This window comes from Arthrobacter sp. R1-13, from assembly GCF_054161475.1.
Genome location: NZ_CP096420.1, coordinates 3,434,211 through 3,448,242, shown reverse-complemented (window position 1 = coordinate 3,448,242; position 14,032 = coordinate 3,434,211). Strand labels below are relative to the sequence as shown.

Below are 14,032 nucleotides of genomic sequence, written 5' to 3'. Positions count from 1 at the left end.
GCCTGACCTGTAACGCTCCCTCACGTTTCGTCGGTTTTTTCAAGACGCTCCCTCACCTTCCGTCGCCGGACGGGCGAAAGGTGAGGGAGCGTTTGGGTTTTGGGGGCGAAAGGTGAGGGAGCGTTTGGGTTTTGGGGGCGAAAGGTGAGGGAGGGTTTGGGTTTTGGGGGCGAAAGGTGAGGGAGGGTTTGGGTTTTGGGGGCGAAAGGTGAGGGAGCGTTTGGGTTTTGGGGGCGAAAGGTGAGGGAGGGTTTGGGTTTTGGGGGCGAAAGGTGAGGGAGGGTTTGAAGGGTGGCAGACTGGTTCGGTGACTTCTGAGAACACTGGGCCTGCCCGGAACATCCTGACCTCGCTCGCGGCGGCCCGGGTTGCTGTTGCGTCGCTGGTCGAGGGCGGGGTGCATTACGTTGTGGTGGCGCCGGGTTCGCGGTCGGCTCCCATGGCCTATGCTCTGGCTGAAGCCGACGCCGCCGGTCTGGTTGAACTGCTGGTCCGAATCGACGAGCGCGCGGCCGGCTTCACGGCTCTTGGGCTCGCGTTGTCCACCGGTGCGCCGGCAGCCGTGCTGACGACGTCCGGAACCGCCGTCGGAAATCTGCTCCCGGCCGTGATGGAGGCCAACCACGCCGCAGTCCCGCTGGTAGTCATTTCGGCGGACAGGCCGACGGAACTGCGGGGGACCGGGGCCAACCAGACCACCATCCAGCTGGACCTCTTCGGCGAGCACGTGCGTTTCGCCGCCGACGTCCCCGCGGGCGACAATCCCCAGCGCGCCGTCGAAACCGCCCTGAGCGCAGCCACCGGGGCGTTCGACGACGTCGCTCCCGGTCCCGTTCAGCTCAACCTCGCCTTCCGGGATCCCCTAGTGCCGGCCGAGGGGGAGGGGCTGCCGGCGAGCCCAGACCGCCGCCACTATTCGGTTGGACGATCCCCGGAAGCCCTGGTCCTGCCGCCCGCCCCCACCGAGCTGCCGGAGCGGAGGACAGTGGTCCTGGCCGGGCACGACGCCGGCCCCGTCGCCGAAGCCTTTGCCCGCGCCCACGGCCTCCCCCTGCTCGCCGAACCCTCCTCCAACTCCCGGTTCGGGCCGAACGCGGTGGGACCCTACCGTTTGCTGCTCGAGCACTTCGGACCGGACTCCCCGCTGCCCCTTGAGCGCGTCGTGGTCTTTGGCAGGCCCACCCTTTCCAGGCCTGTTGCATCATTGCTGGCCCGCCGCGACATTCCCAGCGCGCTCTACCAGCCGGTCGCCGTGGCCTGGTATGAGTCAGGGCGTCGGCGCGAAACACCCATCGACAACCTCACCGACCTGACGCAATTCTCGGGACGCGGCTCGTCGGAGTGGCTGGACGCGTGGCTGCTTTCGGGGGCCTCGGCTCAGCACGCCCTGGACGAAGTTCTTTCGGCGTCAGGTGCTGCGACTGGCCCCTCCATTGGAGCAACTGTGTGGAAACACTCCCGCGGACAGCTGGTACTGGGTTCCTCCAACGGCATCCGGGACGTCGACCTCGCCGGCCAGCCGGGCCCGGAACCGCTTGCCACCGTTTTCGCCAACCGGGGCCTTGCCGGAATCGACGGAACTGTTTCCACGGCTACCGGAATCGCCAGGGGCGGGCGGCAGGAGACAACCCTCCTGGTGGGTGATGTCACCTTCCTGCACGACGCCGGCGGGCTCCTCCTGGGGGCCGGGGAACCCGAGCCTCAACTACGGATTGTGGTGCTCAACGACGGCGGCGGCGCTATCTTCGACCTCCTCGAGCACGGTTCTGTCCGGGCCTCCGGACAGTACGGAGACGTCGTCGAGCGCCTCTTCGGCACCCCGCACACAGTGAACCTTTCCGCGCTCGCCGCAGCGTACGGCGTCGACCATTGCTCGGTGACGACGACGGCGGGACTTGCCGAAGCGCTGTCCGCGCGGCCGGAGGGGCGCCAGATTGTCGAGGTGCGCACGGACAGGGCGGCTCTGCGCGAGCTGCATGGCACGATCAAGGCCGCGGTTGCTGCTGCGGTGGCCGGCGTGCTCGCCCCGTAACACCCCCTAGGACGCGCAAACGGTCGGAGGACACCCGTATTTGCGTGTCTCTGGACCATATGCGCGTCCTGGATCCAGAAGGTTGTCCACATAGCCGCGCTTGACCCTCCAGGCGGCAGGGATATTGGTGCGACGTTGTCACCATGAATGAGCTTCCCCAGCTGATCCTCGCCAGGAACCTGACAGAAATCGGTGCCAGCCCACGTCCACTGTCCGCCGCGCTCAAGGCCGGGAGTCTGGTGCGGATCCGCCATGGTGTCTATGTGGATGCCGCGGAGTGGGGCGGGCTCAGCAGCTGGGAGCAGTACAGGCTTCGGATCGGGGCCGTGGCCGAAACGTGCCGGGCTCCCACAATCTTCTCGCATCATTCCGCGGCGTCGGCGTGGGAGATACCCACCATTCTGCGCCGGCAACCCGTTCATGCGTTGACCACGTATCGGGGCGGTGGCAGGTCCCGTGCCGGAGTCCGGCGGCATCTGGTTGATCCCGCGAGCATGGATGCCGAGGAGCTGGACGGTCTCCTGGTCACATCCCGCATCCAGACAGTCCTGGACCTCGCCGCCTTCGTGCCGTTCGCGGAGGCTTTGGTTCCGCTGGACCATGTGCTGAAGCCCGACGGCGTGCGCGGACTTCCGGCACTGACCAAGGAGGGGCTGCTCGGAGCTTTGGCCGGGCGATACCCCCTGGCGGCAGAACGGCGAGTGACCGCGGCCATAAAATTCGCCGACCCCACCTCTGCCTCCGCCGGGGAATCCTATAGCCGCGGTCTGATCGATTCAGCAGGGTTTGCCACGCCCGTACTGCAGTATGAGGTTCGCAGCGGGACAGGCAGGATTGGGTACTCGGACTTCTATTGGGAGGAGAGCCGCACAGTGGGGGAGTTCGACGGGATTGCCAAGTACCAGAACCCCGAATACCTCAACGACAGGAGCCCGGGACAGGTTGTGGTCGACGAAAAGCTGCGTGAGGACCGCATCCGGGCGGCGGGCCGGAACGTCGTGAGATGGGTCTGGGCCGATCTCTGGAAGGCGGGCGAACTCGGCCGCAGGCTGACGGCGGCAGGGGTGCCCCGCCGTCGTCCGCTCTCCTCAGGACACGGAAACGGTGCCAGGACGCAGAAACGGTCCAGGGACACCTGAATGTGAGTGTCCCCGGACCGTTTGCGCGTCCCGGCGCGTCCCAGCCCGTCCCGACCCTAGGAGAGGTCGATGTGCGTCGGATCGAGGACCCGGCGCAGGAACTCCTTGGTGCGGTCCTGGGTGGGAGCGCTGATGACCTGCTCGGCCGAGCCTGCCTCCACCACAACTCCGCCGTCCATGAACACCACGCGGTCCGCCACTTCCCGGGCGAAGCCCATCTCGTGCGTCACCACCAGCATGGTCATGCCTTCCTTGGCGAGGTTGCGCATGACGGACAGGACGTCGCCGACGGTCTCGGGGTCCAAAGCGGAGGTGGGCTCGTCAAACAGCATGAGCTCCGGATCCATGCTCAGCGCCCGGGCAATCGCGACGCGCTGCTGCTGGCCGCCGGAAAGCTGGTCCGGGTACCGGTCTGCCAGGTGCCCCAGACCCACGCGGTCCAGGTTGGCCTGCGCCACTTTGTCGGCCTCGGCCTGGGAGCGCTTGAGCACTTTGGTCTGCGCCACGGTGCAGTTCTGCAGCGCGTTCAGGTGCGGGAACAGGTTGAACTGCTGGAACACCATTCCCACTTTGCGCCGCATCCGGTCAATGTCCACGTCCGGGTGGGTGGCCTCGAAGCCGCCCACATGGACAGTACCCTTGTTGGGCTGTTCGAGGAGATTCACGCACCGCAGCAGGGTGGATTTGCCGGATCCGGACGGTCCGATCAGGCACACCACTTCGCCCGGCGCTACTTCCAGGTCGATGCCCTTCAGTACTTCGTTGGAGCCGTAGGACTTGCGGAGACCCTTGAGGGAAACACCGGCTGCCTGTACGTGCCCGGCTTTCGGGGAGGAATTTACGACGTCGTTCATGAGTGTCCTGCCTATCGCTTCGTCCGCGTGGAGCGGCTTTCGAACTTCCGGGCCAAGAGGCTCAGCGGGATGGTGATCACCAGGTAGAACGCGCCGGCAACCAGGAGCGGAGTCAGGCCTGCACCGAGGCTCGAGATACCGTCGCGGCCGAACTTGGTCAGTTCGTACTGCGAAGCGGTGAGGCCCAGGACGTAAATCAGTGACGAGTCCTTGGTCAGCAGGATGACTTCGTTGGTCAGCGGCGGCAGCACGATCTTGAACGCCTGCGGAATGATGATGGTGACCATGGCCCGCCACTGCGGCATGCCCAGGGATCGAGCGGCTTCGAGCTGGCCCTTGGGAACAGCCTGCAGGCCGGCCCTCAGGGTTTCTGCGATGTAGGCCGCAGCCACCATGCCGAGGGACACCATGACCACAACGGTCACGTTCCACGACACCCCGAATGCCAGCGGAACGCCGTAGCCGAAGGCAATGAAGACCAACAGGGCGGGGATGCCGCGGAAGAACTCGATGTAGCCTGTGGCGATCCAGCGGTAGAGCGGGAAGCTGGAGAGCTTCATCAGGGCCAGGAGCAGGCCGCCGGAGAGGCCCACGATGAAGCCGAGGAAAGTGTAGACAAGGGTGTTCGTCAGGCCGACCAGGAAGATGTCCGGGAACATCGGACCGATCTTGCCAAAATTGAAGACGCTGGCGCCGATGGTCTCCCAGTCCGTGGCCAGGATCAGTGCGGCCACGGCCACAATGAAGATCCCCGCTTGGACGTTCAGGCTGACTCTGGCTCGTTGAGTTGCGGTCATTGCCATGATGTACTCACATTCATTTTTGCGCAGCCTTGAGGCCCCGCGGCGCCCTTGATGTTGGGGCTGCTCGCAGGACGATACGGGGCCTCAGCTGCTTAGGTCTCAGGGATTGAGGTGCCGGCTACTTGGCGGCGTCGCCGAACCAGGTGGTCTGGAGTTTCTTCAGGCTGCCGTCATCCGTCAGGCGCTTCAACGTGGCGTTGACCTTTTCGGCCATTGCAGTGTTGCCCTTTTTGATGGAAATGCCCAGCTGCTCGCCGGTGGAGTAGTCCTCGACGGACTTGAGCTTTGAGTCGTCCTTGATGGCGTAGCCCAATACCGACTGGTTGCCCAGGGCTGCATCGATGGTGCCGGCCTGGAGAGCCTGGACCAGGAGTCCGGTGTCTTCGAACTGCTGGGCGTCGAGGCCCTTTTCCTTGGCGTAGTCGGCCCCGGTGGTGGCCTGCTGGACACCCACCTTCTTGCCCTTGGCGTCATCGAGGTTCTTGACCCCTGAATCCTGGGAGGCCACCAGTGCGAGGTCATCATCCATGTACGGCGTTGAGAAGTCCATGACTGACTTACGGGTGTCCGTGATGGAAATCGAGGAGATGGAGACGTCGCATTGGCTGAGCGCGGTTCCGGTCTCGATGGCTTCGAAGGAGCTGTCCACCACACTCAGTTCGGCGTTGAGGTCCTTGGCTACCTCGGCAGCGATGTCCATGTCGAAGCCGACGATCTTGCCGTCCTTCTGGAACTCGAAGGGCTCGTAGGGGACGTCCGAGCACACCGTCAGTTTGCCCGACTCGATGAGCTGGATGCCGTCTTTTGCGGCCGGGGTGGCGCCGCTGGTGCCGCCGCAGGCGGTGAGGGTGAGCGCTCCGGCGGCGAGGATTGAGGCTGCCTTGACGGCGAATTTTGCCGTGGCAGGGGACTTCGGCTGCATAGTTTTCTTACCTTTTGTTGCTGGGGATGTGTTCTGAGACGGCTAATAGTGTATCTGCTGAAAGAGAGATGTGCGTCACAGGAAACTTTGTTTCACTATTGGATAACTATTGGAGCACAAAAAACAAGCCTGTTTTTGGGAAGCGTGTCTTGGATCCCGGACTGCACCGGCGAACCAAGCGTCTGAATCAGAAAAGCGCAATCAGCTGCTGATGCCCAAGGACTCGAGCATGGGACGGAATTTGGCCCATGTTTCCGCAAGTTCCGCTTCGGGTTGTGAGCCTTCGACGATCCCGCACCCGGCGTACAGGCGGACCGTATCCGGAGCCTCGATCACGGCACCGCGAAGGGCGATGCCCCACTCGCCGTTTCCTGCAGCGTCGAGCCAGCCCACCGGTCCCGCATACGGTCCGCGGTCCATGTGCTCGAGCTTCCGGATCAGTGCGCCAGCCACGAGGGTGGGCGTCCCGCACACGGCTGCAGTGGGGTGGAGCGCGTTGATGAGGGCAAGGCACGTGGGGACGTGGCCCTCCACCTCAGTGAGTTCGGCCTTCACATCCGAGGCCAGGTGCCACACATTGGGCAGCTCGAGGATGAACGGTTCGCTGTGGGCGTTCATGGCTTCCGAGAAGGGCGCCAGCTGTTTGGTCAATGACTGGATGGCGATCTCGTGCTCGTGCCGCTGCTTCTCGGAACCGGCTAGCACCCGCTCGGCAAACTCGAGGGGCGAGCCTTCCATGCCATCGGCATCGCGACGGTCCAGGGTCCCCGCCAGAACACGGGCCTGCGCCGTGCGGCCCTCCACCTGGATGAGCATTTCCGGCGTGGATCCGACGAGGCCGTCCACCCCGTAGGTCCAGCATTCCCGGTACCTGATGGCCAGTTGCCGAAGGATCTCGGCGGCGTTGACGCCTTCGGGCAGCGTGGCCACGATGTCCCGTGCCAGCACCAGTTTTTCGAGCTTTCCGGTGCGCACTTCAGCGACTCCGGCGGCCACCGCGGCCATCCAGTCGTGCTCGCTGAGCGACCCGGTTTCGAGCTTCGTTTGGGGCACGACGGCGGCACCCGGCTCCGCGGGCACCCCACCAAGCGGCTCCCCAGCGGGCGCCCCACCACGGGACGCGCCACCCGCGGGTACCCCACCAAGCGGCTCCTCCGGCACCTCCGGCGAGCCTTCAAGCCACCCCTGCAGCGCGGCGAGAGCGCCCGCTTCGGTGAGCTCTACGTCGTCGAACGTTAACTGCGTGAGCCAGGCCCTGCCGTCCCGGACCCCCACCACAATCTCAGGCACAATCAACCGTGAACGGTGGGTGGACAGCTTGGAGAAAGCGAAGGAGCCGAAGGCCACCGGGCCTGTGCCGGGGCACTCAACGAGGTCCTCGACGTCGGCCTCGAGCACCAGGTGGCGCCACCAGATGTCGGCTTCCAGGAAGCGGTCCGGGCCGGTTGCGCTGAAGCGGGTCAGCTCCCCGAAACCGACGAGACCTGCTTCGCGGCGGGTCCAGCAGAGGACGTCGTCCCGCGTGAGAAATGACGGCAGCCCCCGTTGCGCTGATCCTGCGTCCAGGGGGACTGTTAAAGTACGGAACGTGCTCGTCATGATGGGTCAAGAGTACTTGAAAGTACCGTGGTCCTTGGGTGCTTTCGGGTATCGCCATCTTCCGCCGCACCCGGGCACACCCGTGGTTCGTGGGCCTGCCTAACATTTGAGACAATGGCATGGTGAACCGAGCATCCTTGGATAAGCGTCCGGACGAAGTAGCCACGATGTTTGACGACGTCGCCCCCAAATACGACGTCGTCAATGATGTCCTCTCGATGGGGCAGACCCGCCGTTGGCGCAGAGTGGTGGTGGAGGCCGTTGATGCCATCCCGGGCCAGCGGGTGCTGGATCTGGCTGCCGGAACCGGAACGTCAAGCGAGCCGTACGCCGATGCCGGCGTCGACGTCGTGGCTTGCGATTTCTCCCTCGGAATGCTCAAGGTAGGCAAGCGCCGCCGCCCGGATATCGACTTCATTGCCGGTGATGCGACCCGCCTCCCTTTCGCGGACAACTCCTTTGACGCTTCCACCATTTCCTTCGGCCTGCGCAACGTCAACGAGCCCAAGAAGGCGCTGGCCGAGATGCTCCGCGTCACCAAGCCCGGCGGCAAGCTGGTCATCGCCGAGTTCTCGCAGCCCGTGGTTCCGCTGTGGCGCACCATGTACACCGAGTACCTCATGCGCGCGCTCCCGGCCATTGCCGTCAAGGTCTCCTCCAACCCGGACGCCTACGTGTACCTCGCCGAGTCCATCCGCGCCTGGCCGGACCAGGACCACCTCGCTGCCTGGCTGCAGGAAGCCGGCTGGGAAACGGTCACGTACCGGAACCTCAGTGGTGGGATCGTGGCAGTGCACCGTGCCCACAAGCCGCTGGATTCAACGCCCGACGGCGGTGCTGCCGCCATCGCCGCCCACACCGGCCCGGTTGCTAAACTGCGGCGCAACATTTCGCGCAGCACGCGCTAGCTCTCTGTGAAAGTTCTGATAGTAGGCGCAGGCCCCGCCGGATCCACCGCTGCGTATTACCTTGCCCAAGCCGGCATTGAGGTAACGGTGCTGGAGAAAACCAGCTTCCCGCGCGAAAAGGTCTGTGGCGACGGCCTGACGCCCCGGGCTGTCCGGGAGATCCAGAAACTCGGCCTTCCCCACGCGGAAGAGGACGGCTGGCGCCGGAACAAGGGCTTGCGGCTCCTCGCCGGCGGTCGGAGCATCGAGCTCCCCTGGCCCGAAGTTTCTGACTTTCCCCAGTACGGCCTGATCCGCACCCGCCTCGGTTTCGATGAAGAGCTGGCCCGTCACGCCCAGGCCGCCGGCGCCGTCATCCTCGAGCGTCACAGCGTCACCGAAACGCTCTGCGCGGAAGACGGCCGGGTCATTGGCGCCCGCGCCGCGACCCTGGACGAGTCCGGACGAAAGACGGGGGAGTCGCATGACTTTACTGCCGACGTCGTACTCGCAGCGGACGGCAACTCAACCCGCACCGCCGTTTCCCTTGGGATCCAGAAGCGCGACGACCGCCCCCTCGGCGTCGCCGTCCGCACCTACTTCACTTCGCCCCGCACCGACGACGACTGGATGGAAGGCTGGCTTGAGCTTCCTGGCCGCGACGGCAAACTGCTGCCCGGTTACGGCTGGGTGTTCGGCGTGGGCGACGGCACCTCCAACGTGGGCCTCGGAATCCTGAACTCGTCCAAGGAATTCGGCAAACTGGATTACAAGCAGGTGCTCCGCGAATGGACCGCCGGCATGCCCGCCGAGTGGGGCTTCACGCCGGAAAACCAGGTGGGGGAGATCCGGGGAGCGGCGCTGCCCATGGGCTTCAACCGCACGCCGCACTACTCGCCAGGGCTCTTGCTGCTGGGCGATGCCGGCGGGATGGTGTCGCCGTTCAACGGAGAGGGCATCTCCTATGCCATGGAGTCGGCCCGCTTCGCCGCCGAGTTCATCATTGCCTCCGATTCAGCGCACGACGCCGACTCCCACCTCGCGGGATACGCGGACTACGTGAGGGGCCAGTGGGGGTCGCACTTCACACTGGGCCGGGCTTTTGCCGCATTGATTGGCAAGCCGGCCATCATGAAACTCGCCCTGCGGACCGGTATGCCAATTCCCGTGCTGATGCGGTTTGTGGTGCGGCTGCTGGCCAATCTCACCGATCCTGCCGCCAAAGGGTTTGAGGACAAAGTGATCCGCGTGCTTGAAGCGCTGGTCCCGGCAACGTCCAACACCTCGAGCCCGCCCTTAGCCACCAAACAGCGGTTTCCGCAACAAAAAGTTAGGGTTAACCCGTGACCAACTCTGCAGACCAAAGCTGGACGCATGCCGGACACGGCCTGCCGAGCTCTGAACCCGATCTAAATACCACTGCCATTGCCACGGGCCTCCAGCTGCCCACTGGCTTCGCGGCCATCGCTGAAGACCCTGAATTGGGCCCGGCGATCACCACCAACCTGGCGCGGGTGGAAAAGAAGCTGCGCGAGGCCATAGCCAACTCGGATCCCCTCGCCGACGCAACGTCGCGTCACCTGGTGGAAGCCGGCGGCAAACGGATCCGGCCCCTGTTGACGCTGCTGTGCGCCCATCTCGGTGACGCTTCCCTGCCCGCGGTGGTTCAGGCCGCCGTCGTAGTGGAGCTGACCCACCTCGCCACGCTGTACCACGACGACGTGATGGACTCGGCTCCCTTCCGCCGCGGTGCTCCCACGGCCCACGAGGTCTGGGGTAACTCCGTAGCCGTCCTCACCGGCGATCTCATCTTTGCCCGGGCTTCCATCCTGGTTTCGGAACTGGGTTCCCGCGCTCTGGGAATCCAGGCACGGACCTTCGAACGGCTTTGCCTGGGCCAGCTTCACGAGACCGTGGGCCCGCGTCCGGACGAGGACCCCATTGAGCATTACCTCTCGGTCATCTCGGACAAGACGGGTTCCCTGGTGGCTGCGTCCGGCCAGCTCGGTGCCATCTTTGCCGGAGCGGATGACACATACGAAGAGGTGCTCGTGGAATACGGCGAAAAAGTGGGTGTTGCCTTCCAGCTCGCGGACGACGTCATTGACGTCACGGGCATCAAGGTGAAGTCCGGAAAATCGCCTGGCACTGACCTGCGCGAAGGTGTGCCTACCCTGCCGGTTCTGCTGCTCCGTGAAGCTGCTTCGGCTGGAGACCAGTCCGCGGTGGAGCTCCTTGATCTCATCGACGGCGACCTCTCCTCCGACTCCGCTTTGGCTGAGGCAGTTGCAGGGCTTCGCGAGCACTCCGTCACCGCTGAGTCCTGGGTTGTGGCGCGCCGCTGGGCCGATGAGGCAATTGCTGCCCTTGCTCCCTTGCCTGAAGGCGTGGTCAAGACTTCGCTGAGCAACTTCGCTTCGGCCGTGGTGGACCGCAACAGCTAGCCCTGTTGGGCTTTTTGTTTCTTTTGGGAGTTTTGGGCTTTGGGCTGCCGCTTTTTGTGGAGCTGGGGTTCTTTTGGTGCGCCAGGGTCTTTGTGGTGCCGCAGATTTAGCCGGGCTTTAACGGAACAGCCCCGGTCCCTGCGCAACGTTCGTCATCCGCTGCACTGAACCGGGGCCATTTCTCCGTTCGCATCAGATCCACCGGAGGCAATTAGTGGATCCGGGAATGAGTCTATGACAGATATGTCATGTTGGCTAACCAGGGTGTAAATGGCGTGTCACAATTCTTCCCTGCCGAAGTGCGTAACTTATACCGCTTTCAGCGAGGAGTGCCCCCGGAAAATCAGGGTCTGAGCTGCCCTGAACCGGCAAAAGTTACGCATTCTGGCAGGACCTGAGCCTGACCATGATTGTCCACATAGCCATTTGCATGTCTTTCCGGGGCGCCGCTGCCCACTCACTGTTGCTTGAGTGGACATCGTTGAATTTCTCCAGCTCAATGGAGGCGCCGCCCGGGCCTCCAGGATCCGCGCTTCCGGGTTCGGCAGGGTGGCGTTAGGGCAGGCACTGGGCCGTGGCACAGTGATCAAGGTCAGCCATGGGATCTACGGGCTTTCCAGCAACGGTGACGTGGCCCAGGCCCTGGCGCATGGCGGATTGCTTACATGCCTGTCAGCGGCTGAAATCTACAGACTGTGGACCTTGAAGCAGGCCGCGCGGCTCCACCTCTGCCGGAGCCACCCTGTTCCAGGCCAAGGCGTCGCGGAGCATGGCAGGCCCAAGCATGAGCGTCACGCCTGGCTCCCTGTGGCTGGCCTGGCAGATGTGCTCCTTCACAGCTTGCAGTGTCTGCCCGAGCTCGAGTCCCTCGTTTTTGTGCAGTCGGCCGTGGGACGCGGAGATATCTCGCTCGACTTCCTTTATGCCAAGGCAATGGGACGGCGGAATGGCAAAGTACGTGCAGTATTGGATCAGTTGATTCCGAGAGCCGACTCACTGCTGGAAGTGCTCGCGAATACCCATTTTGCGAGGGCCGGATTGCGAGTCCGAAGGCATGTTTTCATTCCTGGGGTAGGCGAAGTGGACTTCCTGGTGGAGGAATGCCTTGTGGTGGAAACCGATGGGCGGACTCATTTTGAGCCTAAGTCGGTCAAGCGTGATCAGCGGCGCAATAACAGGAGCACGCTGGGTGGTTACCTGGTGCTGCGTTACTACTATGACGACGTCGTTTTTGCACCGGATGAGATGGTGGCCGAAGTCCTGGCCGTCCTTGAGTTGTGGCGTCGTGGGAAATTCAACGGGTCCCCGAACGTAAATGCGTAACTTTTGGCCCCGGCAGCTGCCTCCAGCCCCGTGATTCCAAGGTCCGCAACCCCCGTAGACGCTAGAAGTTACGCAAATCGGCCGGGGACAAAGCGGCGGAGGCGAAGGGCAGACCAGAAAACCTAGTCCTCGTCGTTGAAAGCCCACTCGAACATGTCAAAGACGAACTCGGAGAACGTACCCTCTTCGCTCTTCCATTGGCCGCGGGCATTGTTGCGGCGCCACACAATGGGATCGGGAACATTGAGATCGCCCACGCGGAATCCCCAGGTGAACTGCTCTTCCTCGTCCTCAAGGAACATCAGGAAGCCTTCATCGTCCACTTCCAGTTCCTCCGGGTCCCAGAAGTAGTGGTAAGCCTCCATGAGATCTTCGCAGCCACCCACGGCTTCGTAGAACTCGCGGAGCACCAGCGGGACCGTAAATTGGTGGTCTGCCAGGGCTTTGTCGAGCTCCTCTTGGGACAGTCCATCCTCTTCCTGCCATTCGTCTTCGAGATACTTCGGAACGAGCGCACGGAACTTCTCGAGGAACATGTCAGTCATGGCTCTTATCCTAGCTAATCGCGGGGCCTGCCTGCGCCGTCCAAACCCAGCCGGTGCCATCCTCGGACAGCCAGCGGAACGTGCCACGAACGGCGCCAGGCGGCTACCCGGAAAGCGAAAACAACAGCCGCCACAACACACGCAGTAATGGCGTTGAAGGAACCTGTGAGCCAGAGGACGGCGGTCAGTGCGGCGCCGGCAAAAGCGGGCAAAGCGTAAATGTCCTTGGGATCGAACAGTTGTGGCACTTCATTGGCCGTAATGTCGCGCAACAGCCCCCCGCCCACCGCTGTCGTGACACCCAGGAGCACCGCGGCAAAGGGGTTTATCCCTAACGAGAGGGCCTTCAACGTCCCGGTGATGCAGAACAGGGCCAGCCCGGCGGCGTCGAACAGGATCAGGAGGGAGGTGAAGCGCTGGACGCTGGAAAACAGGAAATACACCAGCAGGGTGGCCAGCAGCGGCGGGGCGAGGTACGCGGGATTGCTGAAGGCAGCGGGAGTGGTGTTGAGGATGATGTCGCGGATCACGCCGCCACCCAACGAGACAAGGGATGCCAGGAGCAGGGAGCCCACGATGTCGAACTGTTTGCGCGCAGCAAGCAAGGAACCCGACACCGCGAAGAAGAAGACTCCGGCGAGGTCCAGCCATACCAGCGCGATGTCAAAAGGGAAGGTCATGCAGCGGCATCCAGTGGATTTCGAAGGGCGGACGGGGCGGCTCCAACGTTACGCTAGCCCTTATGAAGAACCCGATCCTGATCGCCTGTTCCCACGGGACCTCCAATGCGCAAGGTGCAGCAGAGGTGAATGCCCTGCGCGATGAAATCGCAGCCCTGCGGCCGGGTTTGGATGTCCGGGAGTCATACGTCGACGTTCAGCATCCGGATCTGGTGGACGTTGTGGCTGCACTTCCCGACGGCGAGCCTGCCGTGGTGGTACCGCTGCTCCTCAGCGTTGGATACCACGTCAAGGTGGATATCGCCCGGGCCGTGAAGAGCCGTCCGGGAACCCTCGCCGCAGCACCTTTGGGACCGGATCCGCGGCTTGCGGCCCTGCTGGACCAGCGCTTGCGAGAGGCGGGAGTTACAGATCGCGACGCCGTCGTGCTGGCCGCCGCTGGTTCATCCAACCCCAACGCCGCAATCAGCGTCGAAGAACTGGCCGAGCAGTTGCGCGCACTCCGCACCAACAGGATCGTCGCTGCCTATGGCGCGTCTGCCAAGCCGTCGGTGCCCGACGCCGTCGCCATGCTTCGCGAGGAAGCGGCGGGCGGTGCGGGGGCGGGGGAGTCCGCAGGAGCCGTGGACGACGGCGGCCGCGTGGTTATCGCGTCCTACCTCCTGGCGCCGGGCTACTTCCACGACCAGCTGGCCAAGGCCGCCGCCGATCTGGTGACCGAGCCCTTGTTGCCGTCGCCGATCGTTGCGGAGATTGCCTTGGAACGGTTCGACGCCGCGCTAGCCAAACTCCCCGCCTGACGCG

Annotated in this window: 13 protein-coding genes; 7 read left to right on the top strand and 6 right to left on the bottom strand. The window is 63.9% G+C overall.

Annotated elements, in window-relative coordinates:
- The first annotated feature begins 307 nt into the window (after positions 1–307).
- A complete protein-coding gene (gene menD / locus M1D88_RS15960; protein ID WP_458111724.1) occupies positions 308–2,032 on the top strand; it encodes a 2-succinyl-5-enolpyruvyl-6-hydroxy-3-cyclohexene-1-carboxylic-acid synthase in 1,725 nt (574 codons plus the stop codon).
- Between the two features lie 143 nt (positions 2,033–2,175).
- Positions 2,176–3,171 (top strand): hypothetical protein, encoded by a 996-nt coding sequence (locus M1D88_RS15955; protein ID WP_458111723.1) that lies wholly within the window; start codon positions 2,176–2,178, stop codon positions 3,169–3,171.
- A gap of 56 nt (positions 3,172–3,227) precedes the next feature.
- Here M1D88_RS15955 and M1D88_RS15950 read toward each other — a convergent pair whose 3' ends face one another.
- From M1D88_RS15950 to M1D88_RS15935, 4 genes are all read right to left on the bottom strand, one after another.
- Positions 3,228–4,025 (bottom strand): amino acid ABC transporter ATP-binding protein, encoded by a 798-nt coding sequence (locus tag M1D88_RS15950; protein ID WP_458111722.1) that lies wholly within the window; start codon positions 4,023–4,025, stop codon positions 3,228–3,230.
- Between the two features lie 11 nt (positions 4,026–4,036).
- Entirely contained in the window at positions 4,037–4,828 is a 792-nt protein-coding gene (locus M1D88_RS15945; protein WP_458111721.1) for an amino acid ABC transporter permease, read from the bottom strand.
- Between the two features lie 118 nt (positions 4,829–4,946).
- Positions 4,947–5,750, bottom strand: a complete 804-nt coding sequence (locus M1D88_RS15940) for an ABC transporter substrate-binding protein (protein WP_458111720.1) — start codon at positions 5,748–5,750, stop codon at positions 4,947–4,949.
- A 201-nt stretch (positions 5,751–5,951) separates the two neighbouring features.
- Positions 5,952–7,349, bottom strand: a complete 1,398-nt coding sequence (locus M1D88_RS15935; RefSeq protein ID WP_458111719.1) for an isochorismate synthase — start codon at positions 7,347–7,349, stop codon at positions 5,952–5,954.
- Positions 7,350–7,471: 122 nt separating this feature from the next.
- Here M1D88_RS15935 and M1D88_RS15930 point away from each other — a divergent pair, with 122 nt between their 5' ends.
- The 4 genes from M1D88_RS15930 to M1D88_RS15915 all read left to right on the top strand — a co-directional run bounded on the left by M1D88_RS15930 (position 7,472) and on the right by M1D88_RS15915 (position 12,003).
- The gene (locus tag M1D88_RS15930; RefSeq protein WP_458114549.1) at positions 7,472–8,257 is read left to right on the top strand and encodes a demethylmenaquinone methyltransferase; all 786 of its coding nucleotides are present in this window, start codon (positions 7,472–7,474) and stop codon (positions 8,255–8,257) included.
- 6 nt (positions 8,258–8,263) lie between these two features.
- On the top strand, positions 8,264–9,583 hold the full coding sequence (locus M1D88_RS15925; RefSeq protein ID WP_458111718.1) for a geranylgeranyl reductase family protein: 1,320 nt from the start codon (positions 8,264–8,266) through the stop codon (positions 9,581–9,583).
- Entirely contained in the window at positions 9,580–10,680 is a 1,101-nt protein-coding gene (locus M1D88_RS15920; RefSeq protein ID WP_458111717.1) for a polyprenyl synthetase family protein, read from the top strand. The genes M1D88_RS15925 and M1D88_RS15920 overlap by 4 nt, the downstream gene beginning before the upstream one ends.
- A gap of 471 nt (positions 10,681–11,151) precedes the next feature.
- The gene (locus M1D88_RS15915) at positions 11,152–12,003 is read left to right on the top strand and encodes an endonuclease domain-containing protein (RefSeq protein ID WP_458111716.1); all 852 of its coding nucleotides are present in this window, start codon (positions 11,152–11,154) and stop codon (positions 12,001–12,003) included.
- 122 nt (positions 12,004–12,125) lie between these two features.
- Here the strand turns inward: M1D88_RS15915 and M1D88_RS15910 are convergent, their stop codons facing one another.
- Both M1D88_RS15910 and M1D88_RS15905 read right to left on the bottom strand, forming a co-directional pair.
- Positions 12,126–12,548 carry a hypothetical protein gene (locus M1D88_RS15910; RefSeq protein ID WP_247042083.1) on the bottom strand — a complete coding sequence of 141 codons (423 nt, stop codon included), beginning with the start codon at positions 12,546–12,548 and terminating at the stop codon, positions 12,126–12,128.
- 14 nt (positions 12,549–12,562) lie between these two features.
- The gene (locus M1D88_RS15905) at positions 12,563–13,228 is read right to left on the bottom strand and encodes a trimeric intracellular cation channel family protein (protein ID WP_458111715.1); all 666 of its coding nucleotides are present in this window, start codon (positions 13,226–13,228) and stop codon (positions 12,563–12,565) included.
- Positions 13,229–13,290: 62 nt separating this feature from the next.
- Between M1D88_RS15905 and M1D88_RS15900 the strand changes: the two genes are divergently transcribed.
- Positions 13,291–14,028 carry a sirohydrochlorin chelatase gene (locus tag M1D88_RS15900; RefSeq protein WP_458111714.1) on the top strand — a complete coding sequence of 246 codons (738 nt, stop codon included), beginning with the start codon at positions 13,291–13,293 and terminating at the stop codon, positions 14,026–14,028.
- The last annotated feature ends 4 nt before the right edge of the window (positions 14,029–14,032 follow it).

Coding starts and splice junctions, on each gene's coding strand:
- M1D88_RS15940 (WP_458111720.1), bottom strand. CDS start 5,750: ATGCAGCCGAAGTCCCCTGCCACGGCAAAATTCGCCGTCAAGGCAGCC.
- M1D88_RS15955 (WP_458111723.1), top strand. CDS start 2,176: ATGAATGAGCTTCCCCAGCTGATCCTCGCCAGGAACCTGACAGAAATC.
- M1D88_RS15935 (WP_458111719.1), bottom strand. CDS start 7,349: ATGACGAGCACGTTCCGTACTTTAACAGTCCCCCTGGACGCAGGATCA.
- M1D88_RS15945 (WP_458111721.1), bottom strand. CDS start 4,828: ATGGCAATGACCGCAACTCAACGAGCCAGAGTCAGCCTGAACGTCCAA.
- M1D88_RS15950 (WP_458111722.1), bottom strand. CDS start 4,025: ATGAACGACGTCGTAAATTCCTCCCCGAAAGCCGGGCACGTACAGGCA.
- M1D88_RS15910 (WP_247042083.1), bottom strand. CDS start 12,548: ATGACTGACATGTTCCTCGAGAAGTTCCGTGCGCTCGTTCCGAAGTAT.
- M1D88_RS15905 (WP_458111715.1), bottom strand. CDS start 13,228: ATGACCTTCCCTTTTGACATCGCGCTGGTATGGCTGGACCTCGCCGGA.
- M1D88_RS15900 (WP_458111714.1), top strand. CDS start 13,291: ATGAAGAACCCGATCCTGATCGCCTGTTCCCACGGGACCTCCAATGCG.